General features: G+C 63.1%; 19 protein-coding genes. 13 read left to right on the top strand and 6 right to left on the bottom strand.

Features of this window, described 5'->3' with window-relative positions:
* Positions 1–64 precede the first annotated feature (64 nt).
* Positions 65–3,667 carry a tetratricopeptide repeat protein gene (locus tag C453_RS18905; RefSeq protein WP_241430796.1) on the bottom strand — a complete coding sequence of 1,201 codons (3,603 nt, stop codon included), beginning with the start codon at positions 3,665–3,667 and terminating at the stop codon, positions 65–67.
* Positions 3,668–3,870: 203 nt separating this feature from the next.
* Here C453_RS18905 and C453_RS18900 point away from each other — a divergent pair, with 203 nt between their 5' ends.
* Positions 3,871–4,725, top strand: coding sequence for a hypothetical protein (locus C453_RS18900; RefSeq protein WP_008327141.1), 855 nt, complete (start codon positions 3,871–3,873; stop codon positions 4,723–4,725).
* A gap of 16 nt (positions 4,726–4,741) precedes the next feature.
* On the opposite strand, the gene C453_RS18895 is transcribed toward C453_RS18900, so the two are convergent.
* The 3 genes from C453_RS18895 to C453_RS18885 all read right to left on the bottom strand — a co-directional run bounded on the left by C453_RS18895 (position 4,742) and on the right by C453_RS18885 (position 8,451).
* On the bottom strand, positions 4,742–4,963 hold the full coding sequence (locus tag C453_RS18895; protein ID WP_049907906.1) for a hypothetical protein: 222 nt from the start codon (positions 4,961–4,963) through the stop codon (positions 4,742–4,744).
* Positions 4,964–5,147: 184 nt separating this feature from the next.
* Positions 5,148–7,748 carry a heavy metal translocating P-type ATPase gene (locus tag C453_RS18890; RefSeq protein WP_008327138.1) on the bottom strand — a complete coding sequence of 867 codons (2,601 nt, stop codon included), beginning with the start codon at positions 7,746–7,748 and terminating at the stop codon, positions 5,148–5,150.
* Positions 7,749–7,848: 100 nt separating this feature from the next.
* Positions 7,849–8,451: an AsnC family transcriptional regulator gene (locus tag C453_RS18885; RefSeq protein WP_008327137.1), complete on the bottom strand. Its 603-nt coding sequence runs from the start codon at positions 8,449–8,451 to the stop codon at positions 7,849–7,851.
* A gap of 131 nt (positions 8,452–8,582) precedes the next feature.
* Here C453_RS18885 and C453_RS18880 point away from each other — a divergent pair, with 131 nt between their 5' ends.
* Complete coding sequence (locus C453_RS18880) at positions 8,583–8,780, top strand: heavy-metal-associated domain-containing protein (protein ID WP_008327135.1); 198 nt, start codon at positions 8,583–8,585, stop codon at positions 8,778–8,780.
* Positions 8,781–8,802: 22 nt separating this feature from the next.
* Here the strand turns inward: C453_RS18880 and C453_RS18875 are convergent, their stop codons facing one another.
* Positions 8,803–9,198 (bottom strand): MaoC family dehydratase, encoded by a 396-nt coding sequence (locus tag C453_RS18875; RefSeq protein ID WP_008327134.1) that lies wholly within the window; start codon positions 9,196–9,198, stop codon positions 8,803–8,805.
* A gap of 247 nt (positions 9,199–9,445) precedes the next feature.
* Entirely contained in the window at positions 9,446–10,156 is a 711-nt protein-coding gene (locus C453_RS18870; RefSeq protein ID WP_049907904.1) for a helix-turn-helix domain-containing protein, read from the bottom strand.
* A 226-nt stretch (positions 10,157–10,382) separates the two neighbouring features.
* Here C453_RS18870 and C453_RS18865 point away from each other — a divergent pair, with 226 nt between their 5' ends.
* From C453_RS18865 to C453_RS18815, 11 genes are all read left to right on the top strand, one after another.
* A complete protein-coding gene (locus tag C453_RS18865; RefSeq protein ID WP_008327132.1) occupies positions 10,383–11,663 on the top strand; it encodes an ABC transporter substrate-binding protein in 1,281 nt (426 codons plus the stop codon).
* Between the two features lie 12 nt (positions 11,664–11,675).
* Positions 11,676–12,614, top strand: a complete 939-nt coding sequence (locus C453_RS18860; RefSeq protein ID WP_008327130.1) for a branched-chain amino acid ABC transporter permease — start codon at positions 11,676–11,678, stop codon at positions 12,612–12,614.
* A complete protein-coding gene (locus tag C453_RS18855; RefSeq protein ID WP_008327129.1) occupies positions 12,611–13,774 on the top strand; it encodes a branched-chain amino acid ABC transporter permease in 1,164 nt (387 codons plus the stop codon). Before C453_RS18860 ends, C453_RS18855 begins: the two co-directional genes overlap by 4 nt.
* 1 nt (position 13,775) lies before the next feature.
* A complete protein-coding gene (locus C453_RS18850; RefSeq protein WP_008327127.1) occupies positions 13,776–14,525 on the top strand; it encodes an ABC transporter ATP-binding protein in 750 nt (249 codons plus the stop codon).
* Entirely contained in the window at positions 14,522–15,247 is a 726-nt protein-coding gene (locus C453_RS18845; protein ID WP_008327126.1) for an ABC transporter ATP-binding protein, read from the top strand. Before C453_RS18850 ends, C453_RS18845 begins: the two co-directional genes overlap by 4 nt.
* Positions 15,248–15,327: 80 nt before the next feature.
* Positions 15,328–16,965, top strand: coding sequence for a long-chain-fatty-acid--CoA ligase (locus C453_RS18840; protein ID WP_008327125.1), 1,638 nt, complete (start codon positions 15,328–15,330; stop codon positions 16,963–16,965).
* A 148-nt stretch (positions 16,966–17,113) separates the two neighbouring features.
* Entirely contained in the window at positions 17,114–18,025 is a 912-nt protein-coding gene (locus C453_RS18835; RefSeq protein WP_008327123.1) for an alpha/beta hydrolase, read from the top strand.
* Between the two features lie 69 nt (positions 18,026–18,094).
* Positions 18,095–19,522, top strand: coding sequence for an ABC transporter substrate-binding protein (locus C453_RS18830; RefSeq protein WP_008327122.1), 1,428 nt, complete (start codon positions 18,095–18,097; stop codon positions 19,520–19,522).
* A gap of 12 nt (positions 19,523–19,534) precedes the next feature.
* The gene (locus C453_RS18825; protein WP_049907929.1) at positions 19,535–20,299 is read left to right on the top strand and encodes an ABC transporter ATP-binding protein; all 765 of its coding nucleotides are present in this window, start codon (positions 19,535–19,537) and stop codon (positions 20,297–20,299) included.
* Positions 20,296–20,994: an ABC transporter ATP-binding protein gene (locus C453_RS18820; protein WP_008327119.1), complete on the top strand. Its 699-nt coding sequence runs from the start codon at positions 20,296–20,298 to the stop codon at positions 20,992–20,994. The genes C453_RS18825 and C453_RS18820 overlap by 4 nt, the downstream gene beginning before the upstream one ends.
* A complete protein-coding gene (locus tag C453_RS18815; protein WP_008327118.1) occupies positions 20,991–22,031 on the top strand; it encodes a branched-chain amino acid ABC transporter permease in 1,041 nt (346 codons plus the stop codon). The genes C453_RS18820 and C453_RS18815 overlap by 4 nt, the downstream gene beginning before the upstream one ends.
* Positions 22,032–22,048 lie beyond the last annotated feature (17 nt).

Here is a 22,048-nt window from a genome sequence, read left to right as displayed (position 1 = left end):
TGATATCTGTGTATAACACAGCGACTGGCTGGGGCATCTCTGTCTGCCTGGCTCGTGCAAGCGCTTACTCGACGCATTTTCGAAGGTCTTGCATTTTCTGGCGCACCTCTTTGACCCGTTCCTGCGCCCCGATGGCGTCAAGTCGATCGATAGATTGTTCAAACTGATACAGCGCATCGGCATCGCGTCCGGCCGACTGAAGTGCATCAGCAAGGTGCACACGTACCCGGCCTTCCAAGGCTGCCGTCGGAGCGGTTTCGACCCCGGTTTCGAGATAGTCGATGCCACGGTCCATGTCTCCTTCAGCAACCAGGACAAGTCCGAATGCAGCGTTCGCACGGGTGCTTGGCTCTTTGTCGTCGTGCGATGCTGCACGGTCGAGTGCATCGGTGGCAAGCGCTCGTGCGTCGGCGACGTCGCCTCGGCCGAGATGTGCACGGGCTTGGATAGCCAAGAGTTCTGTCAACTGCGATTCGTTGCCTTCGAGGAGGTCGGCTGCTTCGGCGGCGTGTTCGAGTGCGTCGTCGTACGCTTCGAACTCGAGATGCACTTGAGAGAGACCGTGATGAGCGTTTCCACGAATCCACCCCAACTCGCCGTCATCGAGCGATTCGAATACGTTAGTGAACCGGTCACGGGCAGCCTCTAGGTTGCCGCGGTCGAGTTCGATTTTACCGTAATTCGTTGACGAGGATGCGGCACCCATCTCGTCACCGATGTCCCGTCGTATCTCGAGTGCAAGTCGGGTATACCGTGCTGCCTCGTCGAGCGTCCCGTCGACGAGGTCGATAAGACCGAGAATCGAGAGCGTCAGCGCTTCCCCCCACCGGTAGCCCTGCTCTCGCCGAAGTTGGAGACTCTCTTGGGCGTGCTCACGTGCGTCGTCGTAGTCTCCGAGCACCTGTTCTGCCCGAGCGAGATTCGAGAGCGTGCTGGCGACTCGAACAGTATCGCCGACGGCACGCCGAAGCTCTAGTGCGCGGTCGTAGTGTGTTCTGGCCGCCTCGAACTCCCCTGATTGGCTGGCAATCGACCCGAGCGCGTTCAGTACGTCGCTTCGCCCGGCGTCGTCGTCGATTCGTTCGAAGCGGTCGAGCGCCGCCAACGCCATCTCGCGTGCACGGTCAAAATTACTATTGTGCCGCTCGACTTCCGAAATCCCGGCGTATCCGTCCGCTCGGGCTTTGATACGCGTCTCTTCGTCGAAACGCTCGTCGTCGTAATTGCTGAGGGATTCGAACTCGCGCAGTGCGCGGTCGAGTTCACCACCGTTGACGAACATCCGAGCGCGCCACCGGCGAACGTCGATACGAAGGTCGTCGTTACACGCGTCGGGAACGTGGACGCGCGAGTAGTCAGTCTCGGCGTAGAGCGGGGAGAGGCGTGGGTTGTTGACGCCGAGTTCGAAGACGTTTCGAACGAGGCGGTTGCCCCACGACTCAGTGTTGTCGGCAATCGTCCGAACGATGTCTGCGGTCCCGCCGAAGACTGATTGGACGGCTCTGCGGGCCTCGGCGTCGTCGGCAAGTGAGAAGAGGGCGTCGAGACACCGCTCGAACCGACGGCGAGCACGTCGCTCTGATTCGACTTCGAGGAGACGTTGGAGAAACTGTGTCGACCACGTCTCGTGGACCGTTCTGACTCGCTCGGACTCAGTGTCGCCGAACGCCGAGTAGAGGACGGACCGTTCGAGCGCATCGAGCGCCGTTTCGACCTGTTGTTCTTCAGCGCTGGTCGACGCGAGGGCGTACGCAAGCGGCGTGTCGACGCCGATACCCGACGCGTTCAGAAGGTTGACGAGGACGCCAACGTCGACACCGACTTCCTCGTCTACCGCTCGAAGGTCGTCGTAGACGTTGTCGATGTCGTCGGCGAGACTCGTCGGCCCACCGGTGTCGCGCATCGCGGGTTCGACGTAGCGTGCGAGGCGGTGGAAAAAGAGGTACATCTCGCCGGGTGCGAGTTCGTCGTCGTCACCGGGGCGCAGTTCCTCGGGGTCGATATCGACCGCTTGGTCGACCGTCGCTTCGAAGTGGCCGACGATTCGCTCGCGCTCGCGCTCATCAATTGGAGGCACAGTGACCTCCTCGATGGCGTGGACGCGGTGGGATTCGAGGCGGGCTGACCCCTGGAGTTGGCCGTCGCGCCACTCGTTTTCGCGGCTGTCGAGGAGGAACGTCACGGTGCTGTCGTCTGCGAACTCCCGGACGAGTTCGAACACGGCGTTGGCCTCGCTTCGCGTCGCGTCTTCGACGACGACGAGTGCGTGACCGGGTGCATCCGCGAGGTACGACCCGAGGTGCGCCGTCGCGGCCAGCGGGTCTCGCTCGCCACTCTTTCGGTAGAGGACAGGGCCGAGCTCGCGTTCGTACCAACGACAGGCGACGGACATACAGACGGTGCTCTTCCCGGACCCGGGTGGGCCGACAACGACGCGGTCCCGCCCATCGCGGAGCGCACCGAATAGCTCCTCGGTGACGTTCTCACGCCCGCTCGACGTTGGGCGTTCTCGGTCGAGCGCGTAGCCGACGCGGACCTCTCCGAGGTCGAACCCTGCGCGCCAGCAGGCCAGCGGCGGCGAGATTCCGACACGGTCGAAATAGTCGGCAGACAACCGAACGAGGCCTTGGGATTCGAGCGTCGTGGGAAGCGACTCGCCGTGAACTGACACCGCATTCGAAACTTCGGTGGTGTCGGTGGGGGTGTCAGTGTCAGTGTCAGTGCCGGTATGGGTCTCGGTGTCGGTGTTGGTGCCGTTAGCAGCGTCGCCGACGTCGTCCGAGAAGTCGGTATCAGCATCGTGGTGAGTGTCGCTGCCGCCACTGTCGATAGCGTCGCGTTCGCGGGTGCCGTTCCCGTTGGAACGTTCGTTCCCGAGTCGCCCTTCGAGGTCGAACGGAGTCGCATCTTCCCACACCGATTGCGTGTGTTGGCGAGCCCACGTCACTGCCGCAGTCGAGGTGTTACGGAGGACGCCACGAATCTGACCGCTGTCGTCGTAGATGACGACCGTCGCCCGCGGGTCCCCGTCGGCGACGGTATGGCCGAACGCGTATGGCGGGACGTCGCCGACGCGGAGGTCGACGTCCGGCGTCGTCTGAATTGCTTCGAGGAGCTCCGGGAAGACCCGCCAGAGCGCGGTCACGACTGCTTCGGGAACGACCAGTCGACACGCAGCACCGCCGTTGATACACTCCGTCAGCCGTTCGACGAAGATTCGGTTCGGAAGTTGCGGAAACACCATGGTTCCGTACGCGGTCGCCGAAATCTCTTCGGCGAGGAGTTCGACCGGGCGGTGGGGTGTGGCGCTGGCTGAGAGTTCGATGTCAGCGCCGAGAAGCGGCGTCGCCGGGAGCGGATACTCGGCGGGGAGGTCGGACAGCACTGTGTCGAGTTCGAGCACGTCACCGACGTCGTTGCGGTACGACTCGAAGCGTTCCGTCAGGTACTGTCCCGTGAGAGACGTTGAGAACTCGGCGTTTGACTCCGTGACGAGTCCCGCGGCGACGAGGTCGCGAATCGCTCTATCGACGGTCGACCGCGAGTACGGGAGCGTCTCTGTCAGTTCACGCTTGTCGAGGGACGAAGCGTCGAGCACCCGAAGGAAGTCGAAGCGGTCGGAGACGAGTTCGATGTGCTCGGTCACGCGGTCTCTGTCGGGTGTCACTGTGCTCCTCCATCGTATCGCCAGTGGACACACAGACCGGCAGTCATGGTATCGGTGTTTGAGGAGGGTCGCCAAAACCCTTCCCTGTCTCGGTATTCGGACCCTCAGTATTCGGGTGGATAAAATGAATTTCGGCCGTCGGGTTTCTGGATTCCCTCCGCGGAAAAGTAATCGTTATACGCCGTGTGGCCCATGCCGAAACCATGCAACGACGCGCCGCGGCTATCTCCGTCGTGTTCTTCCTGGTCATCGGTGCGGGTGCATACTCGCTCATCGCGACTGCATCGACACCGACGATCGGGTTCGAGAACCCAGAGTACTCGCTGGCACAGGGCGACGAGTTCACTGTAGCAGGCAGTGAGCAGACGTACACCGTGTCGGCTATCACCGAAGAAGAGGAGTCTGGCGGACACGGAGGCGGCACGACGCTCGTCCGGTCCGGCGAGATCACGTACGTGAACGACTCTGCCCGCTTCACCGAGACGTGGGACAACGGAAGCACCGTCACACTCGATGGTACGGACTGGCGTGTCGAGGTTCCCAACGCCTCCGACCCGTCCGAAGCGACGCTCGTCGAGCTTCGCAACAACACGGCCATCCTGATGAACGACCCGAACGCGGACAACGAGACCATCACCCGTGACGGCCAGAAGTACGTCGTCATCAACGGCTCGGAACTCGTGCCCGCCGCGGAGTACTTCCCGGCCAACGAGACGCGCACCGTCGCCGAAGGTGACTCGCTCACCTACGACGAGACGCAGATGACTGTTGCCACGGTCGAGTCTTCGGGCGTCACGCTCGAATGGTTCGACTCCGAAGAAAACACCATCTCGGTCGGCGACGAGGCGAACGTCACCATCGGCGGCGAGAAGTTCCTCGCGCTCTTCCCCGACAAAAGCACGCTCGTGCTCACGCAGAACTACGAGAGCTACGACCGCCAGACCAAAGAGATCGACAAGTTCCACGAGACCGAAAACGGTCTGTGGGGCGTCGCCATCGCGTCGTTCTCGATGGTCATCCTCCTCATCGGTATGGCGTTCCTCCCGTCGCGGTACTAACTCACACCGCCCGCTGTCACCGTTTTTCAGAAACGCTCGTCACGCCCAGCCACGCGATTGCCGCGCCGATACCGACAGTCACGAGCGCCGCGAGTATCTGCATCGCCGCTGTGGCCGCGCCACCGCCAGCGTAGCGCCATGGCATCCCCACGAGTGTTCCGAGGCCGACGAGCGCGACGAACACACCGACGGCAATCCACAGTCCATGTTGATTCCACTGATCGGCCAAGCGTGTCATGATACCTGAGTATTCTCCTTCTAAAGAGAAAAACGAGACGGCGAAATACGCTGTGGAGGTTGCGCCTGCGGTGCAGGTGTAGTGGTCGCGTCCCCGACGCGAAAAAACACTCGCGCGTGGAGGTGTTGTTCGAGGTGAAACGGAGGGGTTCAGCAGGGTGGAACGCCAGAAAACGCGTCCGGCGTTACCGCCGGAGGAAGTCCAGTAGGTGGTAGTCGTGGTCCGGCGTGTAGGTGCGGAACAGGAGACTGTTCGTGAGCACCGACACTGACGAGAACGCCATCGCGGCGGCGGCGAAGACGGGCTGGAGCAGCCCCAGCGACGCCAACGGAATCATCGCCGTGTTGTAGCCGAGCGCCCAAAACAGATTCTGCTTGATTTTCGCGAGCGTCCCCTCGGAGATGCGGATGGCCTTCACCACGTCACGCGGGTCGTCGCGCATGAGCGTCACGTCGGCCGCCTCGATTGCGACGTCGGTGCCGGACCCCAGCGCCGTACCGACGAACGCGGCGGCGAGCGCGGGCGCGTCGTTGACGCCGTCGCCGACCATCATCACCCGCGTCCCGTCGGACTGGAGTGATTCGACGGCGTCGGCTTTGTCCTCGGGGAGGACGCTTGCACTGACGTGTTCAGGGTCGATGCCGACCTCGCGAGCGACTGCGCGAGCGGTTCGCTCGTTGTCACCGGTAATCATGTGAACCGTGGCACCGCGCTCGCGGAGGGCGGCGACGGCGTCGGCGGCGGATTCCTTGACCTCGTCGGCGTCGGCGACGACACCGGCGAGCGAGCCATCGACGGCGACGAGCATGGCGGTCTTCCCATCGTCTTCGAGGTCTGCGAGGGCGTCTTCGGCTGGTGTGGGATCGATACCCTCGTCCGAGAGTAATTTTCGATTGCCGACGAGGACGGTCCGCCCCTCGACCGTGGCGCGAACCCCGTGTCCGGGGACGTTCTCGAAATCCTCGGGGTCGGCGAGTTCGATGCCGCGCTCTTCGGCACCCTCGACGATGGCGCGGGCGAGGGGGTGTTCGCTGTTGCGCTCAGCCGAGGCGGCGTATCGGAGGACTGCGGTTTCGTCGAGCGTTTCGTCTTCGCCAGTCGTGACGACGCCGGACCCGTCGGCGGCGGGGCCGAAGGCGACAACGTCGGTGAGCGTCATCTCGCCTTTCGTGAGCGTGCCGGTCTTGTCGAAGACGACCGTCTCCACGTCTTTGACGCGTTCGAGGATGTCGCCACCTTTGAACACGATACCGTTCTTCGCGCCGATAGCCGTGCCGACCATCGTCGCCGCGGGCGTCGCGAGACCGAGCGCGCACGGACAGGCGATGAGGACTGCCGAAGCGAAGACGACGACGGCGAACTCGAACGTCGAGACGGCACCGCCCGCGACGACTGGGCCGCCAGCGACCAGCCCCCAGACGGGCAGCGACTGAATGATTCCCGCGAGCGTCTCGGGGAAGAGATACCAGACCGAGCCCCACAGGAGGGCGTTGGCGATGACCGCGGGGACGAAGTACGCCGAGATACGGTCGGCAAGGTTCTGAATCTCCGGCTGACGGCCCTGTGCTTCCTTCACCAGCGAGACGATTTGCTGGATAGCCGTCTCGGAGCCAACTTTCGTCGCTTCGACGACGAGGACACCGTTTTGGTTCACTGTCGAGCCAACCACCTCGTCACCGGGCTCTTTCGAGACGGGCACCGATTCACCCGTGACCATCGACTCGTCTACGGCAGAGTCGCCGTCCACGACGACGCCGTCGGTCGGAATCTTCTCGCCCGGGCGGACTTTCATCCGGTCGCCGACTTCCACGGCGTCGAGTTCGACTTCGCGTTCGGTCCCGTCGTCGTCGACGAGGGTCGCGGTGTCGGCTTCGAGTTCGAGGAGTGACTGAAGTGCTTCGGAGGCCTGCCCCTTCGAGCGCGCTTCGAGGTAGTTTCCGAGCGTGATGAACACCAAGATGAGCGCGGCGGTGTCGAAGTAGAGACTCCCGGCGAGCAGGTCTGAGAGGACGGCCACGGAGTAGAGATACGCTGTCGACGACCCCATCGCGATGAGCACGTCCATGTTGGCGGTGCGGTTCTTCACGACCGCGTTGTAGGAGTTGACGTAGAAATCGCGGCCGAGGACGACCTGCACGGGTGTCGCGAGCACGAACGCGACCCACCCGATTGGGAAGCCGGTTCCCGGAATCGTCTCTGGGAGGCCCGCAGCGGTGAACAACTCGACGGCGAGCATGGCGAGAAGCGGTGCCGAAAGCGCTGCCCCGAAGAGCGTCAGTCGCTTCTGACGCCGAATCTCCTCGGTTCGGGCCACGTCGCGGGCGCTTTCACCGTCGGAACTCTCGCCGCCGTCGCCATTCTCGTCCTCTCGAATCGGCGTGTAGCCCGCGTCTTCGATTGCCTGATACAGGTCGTCGAGCGTCGCGTCGACGGGGTTGTACGTCACGCGCGCCTCGTCGGTGGCGTAGTTGACCTCGGCATCGACGACGCCCGGTATCGACTCCAGTGTCGTCCGGTTGGCGTCGGCGCAATTCGCACAGCTCATGCCACTGATGCCGATGGCTCGCGTCTCGGAGACGGCTTCGTAGCCGGACTCCGCGATGCGGTCATACACCTCGGCGAGTGACACTCGCTCGGGGTCGTACTCGACTGTCCCCTCGTCGGTGGCGAAGTTGACGGTCGCGTCGGTGACGCCGTCGAGTGATTCGAGAGACTCCGCGACTGTGCGCGAGCAGTTCGCGCAACTCATGCCGCGGATGTCCAGATGTGCCCTGCGGCTACTCATGATACTATACAGTACGTGCCCCTCTCTTACCTCGATTGTGCCTTCAGAAGTGAAGGTCAAACCAGGTGGGAAGCTTCGATTCGAAAGCGGACCGAGAAATTCAGTTATCCGACCGTGCACCCGCCTCCATTCGGTCGTACCGTGTCTGGAAGCGGCCAAGACAGGACGAACAACAGAAGTGATAGAGCGTGCCGCCGATGCGAGCGCGTTCGCCCTCGCTCGTGACGGTGTTGCCGCACTCCGCACACTCCAATGCGAATCCCGTTCCGTTGACTGTGGGCGTCCACTCGGCCGATTCGACGAGGCTGACATCGTACTCGCGCACCGTCGAGAGGTCGACCAAGTCGTCGAGTTCGACGCGAATCGACCCGCCGTCGAGCCGCGCGTGGAACGTCACGTCGCCGTCTACGGTCACGAAGAGGTGCTCGACTGGGTCTGCCTCTCGAAGCGCGTCGCGGACGTCACTGACGAACTCCGGCCGAACCGACAGACGGACGAGCACGGGCGTCCCGCCCGAGAGCGTCGAACGGTCTACATCGACCGTAAAACGCCGGATGACACCTTCCTCGCGGAGCCGGTCGATTCGGTCGGAGACGGCCGGAGCCGAGAGTCCGACTTCGTCGGAGATGTCGCTGAACGGCCGCCGAGCATCGTCGGCGAGGAGTTCGAGGATTCGAAGGTCGGTCTCGTCGAGGCTACGCATGAGTGGTCGTTAGGACCGTGAGATGATAAGGTGTTCTCCAGATTTTGCTTTAGATTCCAAAGTGGAACGCCTCATGTGCCGAACTGTCGAAAGGAAAATCGACTAAGGGAAGAAGCCCGTCTCTTCGAACGATGAGCACGACTCTCACCGTTACGGGTATGACCTGCGAGCACTGCGAGGGGCGCGTCGTCGACGCGCTCGAATCTGTCTCCGGCGTCGCGTCGGCGACCGCCGACCGCGAGACGGACGCTGCGACTGTGGAAGGCGACGCCGACGTGGAGTCGCTCGTCGCGGCTGTCGAAGACGCCGGATACGACGCGAGCAACTGACTGCTTCGAGTCGATGGTCCACTCAGACGGCACGCGGTAGCGAGAGAACGACTGCTTCGCCGGCGACTACCGTCTCGTCCGTCTTGGCTGTCGTCTCGACGCGAACTTTGTCGTCACCGAGGTCCTCGACCACTGTCGCGGTGGCAGTAACCGTCTCACCGGGGCGAATCGGCTCTCGAAAGTCGAGGTTCTGTGAGAGGTAGACCACCTCACCGGGGAGGTTGGCGAGCGCAGCACTGACGACACCGGCGGCGAGCATTCCGTGTGCGATACGCCCGCCGAACATGGACGACTCTGCGTAGTCGTCGTCGAGGTGAAGTGGGTTCGTGTCGCCGCTTACCTCGGCAAACGCGTCGATTCTGTCTGTCGTTACGTCGAGTGTCGAGTCGGCGGTGTCGCCGACGGACGCGACTGGCATAGAGAGAAAATGCGTAGTCAACGGCTTCTACGCACAGGTTGATATATCGACGTCGGGTGACGACTGCCGCGACAGTCGGCTCGAAGGACAGGAGAGGAATCCGGGACTGGGGGCCCGGATTCGGCACGGATATCGGAACGAGGAACCCACTGGCAGGCAAATGCGACGGTATCACCGGGTCGCCACGTCCCACTAGAATACTGGCTTACGGAGTCATTCAATCACCGGGTTGATACGTGAACGTCAGTCACGCGCGCTCGTCGATGTCGGTCATCGCGTCGAGTACTTGGCCCATGAGTTTCCCCTGTCCACGACGGAGGTTCTTCGAGACAGCGGTCTTCGAAATTCCGAATTCGTCGGCGAGCGTTCCAAGCGTCGCGTCGCGCGGGGTGGAAAAGTAGCCGTTTTTGTGCGCCGTTTCGAGCGTCTCGCGCTCGACAGACGAAAGCGAGCGACACGCGTCGAGGAGCGTCTTCGCGGGGCCGACGTGCTCGACGAGGTCGAAGTAGTCCTCGAAGGTGATGGTCGCTTGCGACTCCACCGTGAAGTCGTTCTCGCGGTCGAGTTCCGAGAGCGCGTCGCTCACCATGTCGCTTCGGTCGAACCCGATGTGCCACCGCTCGCTCCCGTCACTCGCTTCGAACGCACCTGTGAGATAGCCGTTGTTGTTTCGAATCGCCCGCATCGCACTCGTCTGTCCGACCGCGTTTTTGATAATCGCCCGGTCGCCACGTCGCGAAAGGAGCCGGTAGTCGGTCATGTTGTGGTGGTCCCGAAGTGCGTTGAGCCCACTGTCGAGTTCTTCGACGCACTCGGCTTTCACCAACACACGCGATTCGAGTTGCTGTCGTGCAGTATTGAAATCCCAGTGCAGACCAGTGAACGAGACATCGTGGTCCACTGTGGTGTCGATGTACGGGCAATCGTATTGCACCATATCGACCATTAATGATTCCATGTTAGATGGTATCATTAATCACTACAAATAAACTCTTCCATCGAATTTTCCGTCATAGTGCGGTGCTGTCTCCCGATTTTGTCTAAGGTTTATCGATAAACCCAGACCACTTTCCGGTTGTTCAGTGTCAATTGTTACCTAAGGTCGCGTGGTTTCGAAACCGACACCGCGACTCTGACAGTGCACACCAATGTCAACACCACACACTTCACTCGACAGACGTACGATGCTCAAAGCAATCGGTGGGACCGCACTTGCGGCCTCTCTCGCGGGCTGTACTGCGCTGCTGGGTGACGACGAGTCGTCGCAGTCCGAAGGCGCCGTGGATGTCCCCGACGAGCCGGTTCAGGCGGGCCTCCAGACGTTCACGGAGGGCGCGGCAGCCGTTCTCGGCCTCCAGACACAGTACGGCGCTGAACTGGCGGTGCAACGAATCAACGACGCGGGCGGCGTCGCCGGCCGAGAGATACAACTCGACGTCGTCCACGAGGCCGACGCACACGTCGAGAACTACAAACAGTTCGTCGACGAGGGAAAGGACGTGACGTTCGGCCCCACGTCGAGTGGGGGACACGCGGCACTCGCTCCCGAAGTCGAGAATCAGGGTGTCGTCAACGTCGGAACCGACGGGACGGTGACGACGCTGTACGAGGAGACGGTTCCCGACCCGACCTACTCGTTCCGATTCCAGAACCACGACGTCATGGAGTGTGTCGCCGCTGCCCGCGCCGCAGTAGACCGACTGGGCGCGGACAACATCGACACCGTCGCGGGTATCAACCCGAACTACGCGTTCGGGAAAGACGAGTTCAGCGTGTTCAAGTCGGCTATCCAGAAGCTCACTGGGGCTGAGGTCGTCTACGAGGGCTATCCAGACCTCTTGGCCGAGGACATGTCTACCCACATCACCGAGGTCAACGACAAACAACCCGACGTGACCTTCTCGTCGAACTGGGGCGGCGACGTCACGACGCTCCTGAATCAGGCGGCGGCGAACAACATGTTCGAAAACACCCAGCTCGTCGGGTCGGTGCTCTACAGCGCCGTCAACGACCTCAGTAAGGACGTCGTCGAGCAGGCAAACGCCGTCTCCGGGTCGCGGAACTTCTACTGGGGTGAACCCACGCCGTCGCGGTGGGAGCCCGGCAAACAAGTCCTGCAGGACGCCCGCGACCAATGGGATATCGTCCCCAGCGCCCACTTCATGAGTGGGTACGGTGCGGTTGCTGCGTGGGCGACTGCCGTAGAGAAGACGGTCAACCTCGTCGGCGGCTGGCCGTCACAGGAACAGATTGCGACGGCGCTCGAAGGCCACGGCTTCTACACCCCTGCGGGCTATCACGTGATGGGACAGGGCCATCAGGGCCTGTCGAACGCCTACTACGGCGATATGGTCTGGGACGACGACCTCGGCGCACCCGCCTTGGAGAACATCTCGATGCACAGTCCGCCGGAACTCGCACCGCCGCCGGGAACCACCGCGTCGGAATGGATTTCGAGTTGGTGATGCAGGACACGCATGACTGGACTCGAAACTTTCGTCACACACACGCTCCACGGGATTCAGTACGGGTTCGTCCTGTTTCTCATCGCGTCGGGGCTGACCATCGTCTTGGGTATCCTCGACGTGTTGAATCTCGCCCACGGGGAGTTGTTCGCTCTCGGTGCGTACGTCGGCTTTACCATCATCGGGTACCTCACCGGTCTGGTCGCCCCGCCGACGACGCTCTCGACACAACTCGTATTCCTCGGCGTCGTCCTCCTCGGTGCCGCCCTCACCGCGGCGATCCTCGTTCCGGTCGGGGTCTTTCTGGAGACGACGTTCTTCAAGCCGATTTACGGCCGCGACGAGGTGTACCAAATCGTCCTCACGTTCGCGCTCTTGCTCATCATCAAGGACGTGAACAAGCTCATCTGGGGGCCCTCGCCGCTCCGTCTCCAGGACGCCTACGGAGGAATCAACTCGATTCCGGTGCTGTCGCGTGTCGGCCTCACCTACCCGACCTACAACGTGGTCATCATCGTCATCGGGCTGGTGACCGTCGCGGGGCTGTTCTGGTTCTTCAATCGGACCAAGACCGGCCGCATCATCCGTGCGACGGCCATCAACCGCGAGATGGCCACTGCAATCGGCGTCAACACGGGTCGCACGTTCACGCTCGTATTCGCACTCGGCGCGTTCTTCGCCGGGTTCGCGGGGGCGCTCGCGCTGCCGCCGCGCTTCGCCAGTCTCGACATGGGGGCGAACCCGCTCGTGTTGTCGTTCGTCGTCATCGTCATCGGCGGGCTCGGAAGTCTCCGCGGCGCGTTCGTCGCCGCACTCCTCGTCGGCGTGTTGAGTCGATGGGCCATCTGGCAGTACCCACCGGCGGAACTCGCCGCACCGTTCGCAATTATGGCTATCGTCCTTCTGGTTCGCCCGGAGGGTCTCTTCGGCACGTGGGGTGAGATGGGATGAGCAATCGTTCGCTCCCCGGACTCGTCTCGCGCGACGGCGAGACACGCGTCCGCGTGACCAAGGGACTCGAACTCACCAAGCGGCAGTCGATGCTCGCACTCGTCGGCCTCCTCGTAGTGTTCGCGATTCCCGACATCGCGACGGTAACGCCGAGCCTGCAACTGACTGTCGTCCATCAGGGGTTACTGTTCGGCCTCGCCGCGGTCGGACTGAACCTCTTGCTTCGACACACGCGTCTCGTCTCGTTCGGCCACGCGGCCTTCTTCGGAACCGGCGCGTACACCGCAGCGGTGCTCGCGGCCAAGTTCGACGTGGCGTCGTTCAGCCTGTTGCTCATCGCCGCGATGGTCGTCGCGACGCTCGTCGCCGCAATCGTCGGATACCTCTCGCTTCGACACACGGGGCTGTACTTCTCGCTTCTGACGCTCGCGTTCGGGCAACTCCTGTACGCGCTCGTTCAGGGCCAGTCCTTCTTCGGGTCGAGCGACGGGCTTCCGGTTCGACCCGGCGCAGCGCGTCAACCGCTCATCTTCGGTCTCGCGCTCGATTCAGAGGCGTATGCGGTCATCCTCTATTACCTGACCGTCATCATCCTCGTGGTGTCGCTCGTGGTCATGTGGCGGCTGGTGAACTCGCCGTTCGGCAACGCCCTCGACGCCATCGGGCAGGACCGAACCCGCGCGCAGTTCATCGGCATCCCCGTCCAACGGTACGTCTGGATTGCGTTCGTCATCTCGGGCGTCTACGGCGGCGTCGCTGGTGCGCTCTACGCGATGGTCCAACAGCACGTCCGCCCCGGTCCGGTGTTGTACTTCCTCCGCTCCGGTGACATCCTGTTCATGGCCATCCTCGGTGGCTTCCAGACGCTCCTCGGACCGCTCGTGGGCGGCGTCTTGCTGGTGTTCCTGCAGGACGTCGGCCGCGACGTGACTGCCTACTTCGACGCGCTGACCGGAGTGGCGCTTCTCATCATCGTCTTCGGGCTACCGCGTGGCCTCGTCGGGTCGCTCCGTGCGGGCGGGCTTCTCGCCGCGGCGACCCGCGACTTCCGCGAGAACCCGGCTGTCGTCGGCGAGTGGATTTCGGCGGCGGTCACGGGAATCGTGGAGGCCACCCGAAACTGGCTTCGAGACGTTCAGTCCATCCTGGGGGTGCGGTGAGATGCTCCGTGCAGACTCCCTTCGGAAGTCCTTCGGAAACGTTCGCGCCACCGACGACGTGAGCGTCGAATTCGGCAAGGAGACGGGTGAGATGGTCTTTATCGTCGGCCCGAACGGGGCCGGAAAGACGACGCTCGTGAACCTCCTGACGGGACACCTCACTCCCGACAGCGGTCGCGTGCTCCTCGACGACGAGGACGTGACGGGGCTGTCTCCCGACGAGCGCGTCCACGCCGGACTCGTCCGAAGTTTCCAGGTTGTGAAGCTCTTCGAGGAGATGACGGTTCGCGAAAACGTCCGCACCGCCGTCCTCTCGCAACACCGACTCACGCGAAGCATGTTCACGCTGCGAGACGGCCACCAGGAAGTCGAACAGACAGTCGCCGGACTCATCGACAAGTTCGGCCTCGCCGAACACGCCGACACGGTCGCCGAGGAACTGGCGCACGGGACGCGCAAACTGCTCGACGTGGCGATGTCGTTCGGGCTCGACCCGGACTACCTCCTTCTCGACGAACCGACCGCGGGTGTCTCGACGCGGGAGAAGGCCTACGTCATCGACACCATCGCGGAAGTGAGTCGCGAAGAGGGTGTCACGACCGTCACCATCGAACACGACATGGACATCGTCTCGGAGTACGCCGACCGCGTCGTCGCGCTCCATCAGGGCGGTGTCCACGGAGAGGGGCCACCCGATATCCTCGAAACTGATGACGAACTTCGCCGACTCCTCTTGGGGGTAGAACAGTGAGCCTCCTCGAACTGACCGCCGTAGACGCCGCTGTCGCCGGATTCGACGTGACGCACGACGTGTCGCTGTCGGTCGGCGAGGGCGAGGCCGTCGGGCTGGTCGGCCGCAACGGCGCTGGCAAGACGACGACGTTCCGGAGCATCATGGGCCTCGCCGACGTGACAGCGGGGTCGATTCGCTTCCGCGACGAGGAACTGACCGAGTTACCGGCCGACCGCATCCCTAGTCGCGGCCTCGGCTACCAGCCAGAAGACCGCAAACTGTTCACCGGGATGACCGTCGAGGAGAACCTCAGACTCCCCATCTGGTCGCTCGGTGACGAACGGGGCATCGACGACGAAGACGCCGTCGTGGACGACATCTACGACGTGTTCCCGGAACTCGAAGAGCGCTGCGAGGCGAACGTCGAGAACCTCAGCGGCGGACAGGCGAAGATGACCGCCGTCGGGCGCGCACTGTCGCTGCAACCCGACTTGCTCCTCCTCGACGAACCGCTGGAGGGGCTTGCTCCCGTCGTCGTCTCGAACCTCAAGCGCCACATCCGCGCCATCAACGACCGCGGAATCGCGGTGCTCGTCGCCGAATCGAACGTGACGCACGTGCCCGATATCGTCGACCGAATCTACGTCGTCGAGCGAGGGGAAATCGTCGCCAGCGGCGACCCAGAGGCGCTCGCTGAGGAACCGGAGATTCAGAAGTTGATGCAGGGAAGCGGGGTGTAGCGAGCGTCGGGTTGCCGTCCCGCATTCTCGTTCACATGTGAACCTGCCAACTTTCCCACTATTCTTGCCATGCTATACCCATGCACAGTGAGCTGCTTGCGACGGAGTTCCTCGACAGAGCGAGGACGTACTACGGTGAGATGGACGCCGTCGTCACGACCACGGGTGACCGGCTGACGTACGACGAACTCGGAGCCCGGGTAGACCGACTCTCGGCGGCGTTGCAGGCCCACGGCGTCGAGCAGGGCGACCGCGTCGCCGTCATCGACCCGAACACGCACTACCACCTCGAAACGGCGTACGCGTCGCTTCAAATCGGCGCGATACACACCCCGCTGAACTACCGGCTCACGCCGAGCGAACTGGACTACGTCGTCAACGACTGCGGGGCGAAAGCCATCATCGTCGACTACGAGTACGCCGAGAAAATCGAGGCGATTCGCGACGAGATACCGACCGAGGTGTTCATCACCAACGACCGCGACGCCCTCGAAGACGAGCCGACGGTCGACGCGGAAAACTGGGAGGACTTCGACGCGGCCATCGCCGAGACCGACCCCGACGCGTACGACCGCCCCGAGATGGAAGAAGACGACGTTGCTGCCATCAACTACACGTCGGGGACGACCGGGAATCCGAAAGGCGTCGTGATGACTCACCGCGCCGAGGTGATTCACACGTACCTCTCGGCGGCTCACCAGGAGATTTCGGACGAGGACGTGTATCTGTGGACGCTCCCGATGTTCCACGCGAACGGATGGGGTCACATCTTCTCTATCACCGGCATGGGTGCGACTCACGTCTGCACTCGCGGCATCGACACGGCGGACATCTTCGAGACAATCGTCGAGGAAGACGTCTCGTACATGTGCGCCGCCCCGACGGTGATGAACATGCTCATCGACCACTATCGGGACCACGAGCCGCAGACGCTCGGTGACAACCCGCTTCGAATCGCCTCGGGTGGCGCGGCCCCGCCGGAGGCGACCATGCGAACCCTCGAAGACGACTTCGGGTGGCACTTCAAGCAGATGTACGGCCTCACGGAGACGGGACCGCTCATCGTCTCGTCGGACTTCCGGCGGTTCTACGACGAAGACAGCGACTCGCGCTTCGCGGTCAAGAAGAAGACTGGAATCGGGTTCATGGGGACCGAAATCACGGTCGTCGACGAAGACGGCGAGGAAGTCCCTCACGACGGCCAGACCGTCGGCGAAGTCGTCGTCCGCGGCAACCAGATTCTCGAAGCATACTGGAACAAGCCCGAAGAGACCGAAAAGGCATTCAACGACCGAATCGAGGGCTGGTTCCACACTGGCGACTTGGCGACCGTCGACGAGAAGGGCTTTTTGACGATTCAGGACCGCAAGAAGGACATCATCATCTCCGGCGGGGAGAACATCTCTAGCCTCGAACTCGAAGACGTCCTGCACGACCACCCCGCTGTCTCGGAGGTCGCAATCGTTCCCACTCCCAGTGACAAGTGGGGTGAGTCGCCGAAGGCGTACGTCCTGCCGACGAGCGGTGATTCACAGAACCCCGGCGTCACGAAAGACGAACTAGAGTCGTTCATGCGAGAGTCGTTGGCGGGCTACAAGGTAGTCAAGGAGGTAGAGTTCGTCGAGAACTTACCGACGACGGCGACCGGGAAGGTACAGAAGTACGAACTGCGGCAGCGAGAGTGGGACACTGAAGACCGGATGGTCGGTGAGGGATAAGAGGCCAGGTGGTTGGCGAGAGATTGGAGGCCGGATGGTCAGCGAAGGACAGGAGGCCAGATGGTCGGCGAGAGATAGGTACACGCTTCGGCTGCGGGTTTACACGTAAACCTGCCTCTTCTTGAGCGAAAGGATGGTTGTGTTACATATGAGTTTGGTAGCACACGACGTACACGCCAGCGACGGGACTCGCCTCCGCATCTGGGAACGAACGCCGGACGAGGCCGAGGAGGCCGTCTTGTTCCTCCACGGCGGCATGACCTCGTCGGAGGCGCTTCTCGCGCCGCCCGTCCCCGACGACGACTCGTACTCGTGGCTGAGCCGCGCGGCCGAACACGGGCAGGCCGTTTTCGCGCTCGACGTTCGCGGCTACGGCGAGAGTGAGCGACCGCCGGAGATGCAGGCCCCGCCGGAAGCACACGACCCGCCAGTACGCGCCAGCGACGCGGTGATGGACATCGAAGCGGGGTTCGAGTTCGTACGCGAGCGATTCGACGCTGTCCACCTCGTCGGCATCTCGTGGGGGACGATGACCGGCGGAACGTTCGTGTCCGAGCACTCGCCGAACCTCGAATCGCTCGTCATGTGCGCGCCCGTCTATCTCCCGCCGTACGACTTCGAAGAGGGACTCGCCGGACTCGGACTCGACCCCGACCTCGACGCCTACTACAAAGAAGAAAAACAGACCGTCATGGCTCGACAGGGGATGGACGAACCGACGCCGCTTTTCGAAGCAATCTGGCAGACGCAGGTGAACTCGAACCAGGGCGTCGAGGGCGAAGACGCCTACGTCGCCCAGACGGGTGCGCTCGCCGACGTTCGAGATGGGTGCGAGGGGAACCCGGTGTACGACGCCGACGCAATCGACACCCCGACGCTCGTCGTCCGCGGAAGCGACGACCCCGTCGCCCAGCGCCCTGACGCCCTCGCGCTCTACGATGACCTCGGTGCCACCGAAAAACAGTACCACGAAATCGGTGGTGGAACACACTTCGCGATGCACGGACCGCATCGCCAGACCCTCTACGACACCGTCTACGACTTCCAGCAGCGCGCTTGAGCGGGTTGCCCTTGCAGGGTTTGTATATCAACCCATCGTTGTATTGACGTGTGTGAAGATTATCCACACATGGTTGGTAACATATCGCGTAGGAAGCTCCTTCGAACGGTTCCTGTCGCGGGGCTCGCAGGAATTGCGGGCTGTACTGGGGGTTCCGGTGACGGAGACACGGCGACCGAGACGTCGGCCGAGACCGACGGCAACACCGACACGGCTCAATCGGACAGTGGTAACGGCGGTGGCGGGTCGGCTGGCTCCGTGAAAATCGGCGTGATACAACCGCTCTCTGGTCCACTGACGTACTACGGACAACAGAGCCTCTGGGGGATGTTCTCTGGATTTGCGTACAAAGCGGGCACGGATCCGATTGCGACGGCGGAGTCGGGCACGCAGACGGTGACAGTCGGCGATGTCGACTACGAACTCGTGATTCGGGACACGGAGCTGAGCGCCGACAAGGCACAGAGCGTGGCGACCGACCTCGTACAGAACGAATCCGTAGACCTCCTGTTCGGCGCGACGTCGTCTGCGGCGGCCGACCGAGTCGTCAAGAACGTCGCGAAGCCGAGCGGGACACCGATGATGGTCGGCCCTGCGGCCTCGGCGAGCATCACCGCGTCGAGCGAGACGTGCACCGATTCGGTCTTTCGGGTGAACGAGAACACCGCGATGGACGCCCGAAGCGGCGGCAAGTACGTCGCCAGCGAGACCGACGTGAACGCGGTGTACCTCTTGGGTGCGGACTACTCGTTCGGCCACGCCGTGGTCTCGAACTACCGGTCGGTGCTCGAAGCGGAGGGCATCGAAATCGTCGGCGAGAAGTTCGTCCCGCAGGGCTACTCCGAGTTCGAGGGACTCCTCGACAACGCCGCCGAAGCCGGTGCGGAGGGCGTGGTCGGTGGTTTCACCGCACAGACGCTCCCTGCGCTGATTACGACGTTCATCAACGGCGGCTACGACATGCGACTGTTCGGCGGGTTCGCCACCGAGATTACGAACACCGTCATCGGCCAGACGCTCCAGAAGGCACTCGGAAAGCCGCTGACGAAGGAGAAAATCGCCCAACAGCAGTTCGGTCCGTTCACCACGCGGTACCACTGGAATCAGTACGACAACGACATCAACAGCGCCTACGTCGACATGCACACCTCGACGTACGGGAAGGTCCCCGACCTGCTGTCGGCAGGGCAGTTCACCGCCGCGTCGGCTCTCGTGCAGGCTGTCGAAGAAAGTGGGTCGACCGAGGGTGCGGACATCGCCGCCGCCCTCCGCGGAATGACGGTCGCGGACACCCCGAAGGGGAACGACGGCTACACGTTCCAGACGTACAACAACCAGGCTCGTTCGGAGATGACTATCGCGGACCCGGTGCCGACGACCGACGAGTGGACCGACCAGTGGGGCGCAGCAATCATGCCGAGCGCTCCGGTCGCCCGAATCGCCGCCGACGAAGTGACGATTCCGTCCGACTCGCCCGACATGAGCTGCCGTCTGTAACTCTTGGTTATGATTCTCCGAACTCACGGACTCACGCGCGAATTCGGCGGCCTCGTCGCGGTCGACGACGTGGACTTCTCCCTCGGTGACGGCGAACTCTGCTCGCTCATCGGCCCGAACGGCGCGGGGAAGACCACGTTCTTCAACCTGCTCACCGGGACGCTCGCACCGACTCGCGGAACGGTCGAACTCAACGTCGACGACGAGTGGGTCGACCTGACCGGCCGCCCGCCGCACGAAACCGCGACGATGGGTCTCCACCGCTCGTACCAGATTACGAACGTCTTCCCGACGAGTACGGTGCGCGAAAACGTTCGTATCGCCGCGCAGGCCCACGGAACCGACTCGCACAAACTGTGGCGCTCGGTCCAGTCGTTCGACCGGTACTACGAGGAGGCTGACGCCATCCTCGACCGCGTCGGTCTGTCGGGCGTCGCAGCCGAGACGGCACAGAGCCTCAGCCACGGCGAGAAACGGCAACTCGAAATCGCTATCGCGCTCGCCGGCGACCCGGACGTGCTCCTCCTCGACGAACCGAACGCCGGCGTCTCGTCGGCGAGTATCGACATCGTCGTCGACCTCATCGAAGACGTGGCACAGGACCACTCGGTCCTGCTCGTCGAACACAACATGGACATCGTGATGAACGTCTCCGACCGCATCGTCGTCTTGAATCAGGGTGGCGTCATCGCCGACGGCCCACCCGAGGAAATCCGCGACAACGAGCGGGTTCAGGAGGCGTATCTCGGCGGCTACGAGCGAGGTGAAGCGGCGTGACACTCCTCGAAGTCGACGACGTCCACACCTACTACGGACAGAGCCACATCCTCGAAGGCGTCTCGCTGACGGTCGAAGCGGGCGAAACCGTCGCGCTCATCGGTCGAAACGGGGTCGGAAAGACCACGACGCTGCGGACGATTCTCCAGCTAACCGCTCCGCGCCGCGGGTCGGTTCGGATTCGAGGCGAAGACGTGACGGGCCTCGGAACCCACGATGTCGCCCGGCGCGGCCTCGGGTGGATTCCCGAGGACCGACGGATGTTCAGCGAACTGAGCGTCGAAGAGAACCTCCGCATCGCGGTGAAAGACACCGACCGCGTCGGCGGCAAACTCGCCCACGCCTTCGAGGTGTTTCCCGACCTCGAACAGTTCCGAGACAAGAAGGCTGGCGCGCTCAGTGGGGGCCAACAGCAGATGGTCGCCATCGCCCGCGGCCTCGTCGGCGACAACGACCTGCTTTTGGTCGACGAACCGAGCGAGGGGCTCGCACCGCTCATCGTCGAGACGGTCGCCGAGTCGCTTCGGCGGGTGTCGTCCGACACGTCGCTCCTCTTGGTCGAACAGAACTTCCCGCTGGCGATGGACCTCGCGGACCGATTCTACCTGCTCGACAACGGGCAGGTGGTCGAACAGGGCTCGACTGACGACGTCTCGCGCGAGGACGAACAGATACGGAGGCATCTGTCGGCATGACGGGTGCTGCTCTCGCGGCGATGTCGGATGTCGCAGTTGCGACGCCGCTTTTCGTCGATTCCCTGCTCGACTTCCTCGACCCGGGGACGCTGGCGTCGGTGTTCGTCGACGGTCTCTCGAAAGCTGCCCTGTACGTGATGATTACGGCAGGGTTGACGCTCATCTTCGGGTTGATGGGCGTCCTCAACTTCGCCCACGGGTCGCTGACGATGATTGGCGCGTACGCCGGCGGGCTCGTGCTCGTGGTGCTCGTGAGCGATTCGACCGGCAGTGTCGCCCGAATTGGGGCGTTCTTCGCCGCTGTCGCGGTCGTCTTCGCCCTGCTCGCGGTTGCCGGTGCGGGAATCGAGATGAAACTCGTCCGGCCGCTGTACGACCGCAACCCCCTGTACCAGATTCTGCTCACGTTCGGGCTGACGCTCGTCCTCGACGAGTTGGTCGAGATTATCGTCCACTTCTACGGCATCCAGCCGACCCACGAGTGGCAAGCCGCGATGGCGACCAAACCCGCCTTCCTGACCGCGACGTACTCGCTTTTGGGACTGTCGGTCGTCGGGTTGGACCTGTTCGAAATCGCCTTCGGCGTGCTCACGGTCGTCGCGGTCTGGGCGTTCCTGACCCGGACGCGCTACGGGCTGTACATCCGCGCGGGAAGCGAGGACAGCGAGATGACCGAGGCGCTCGGCATCAACGTCCGTCGGGCGTTCACCGTCGTCTTCGGACTCGGTGTCGGCATCGCGGCCGTCGCTGGCGTGCTTCTCGCGTGGGACGTGACGTGGGGTGCCAGCGTCCCGCTCGCCGCGGAGACGCTGTTGCCGGCGTTCGTCGTCGTCATCGTCGGCGGACTCGGGACCTTCCGCGGAACCGTCGCCGCCGCGATTATCGTCGGCCTCGTCGACGCGACGATGACGTGGTGGTTCCAGAACGTCGTGGACTTCCCGGGACTCCCCGAGATGACTATCTTCCTCATCCTCGTGGTGATGCTCGTCGTCAGGCCGCAGGGACTCTTCGGCGTCGCGGAGGTGGGGGGCCATTAGCTCCGCTGTCCCTTCGA

The organism is Haloferax elongans ATCC BAA-1513 (assembly GCF_000336755.1).
GTDB classification, from domain to species: Archaea; Halobacteriota; Halobacteria; order Halobacteriales; family Haloferacaceae; genus Haloferax; species Haloferax elongans.
This window is presented reverse-complemented; position numbering and strand designations above follow the sequence as displayed.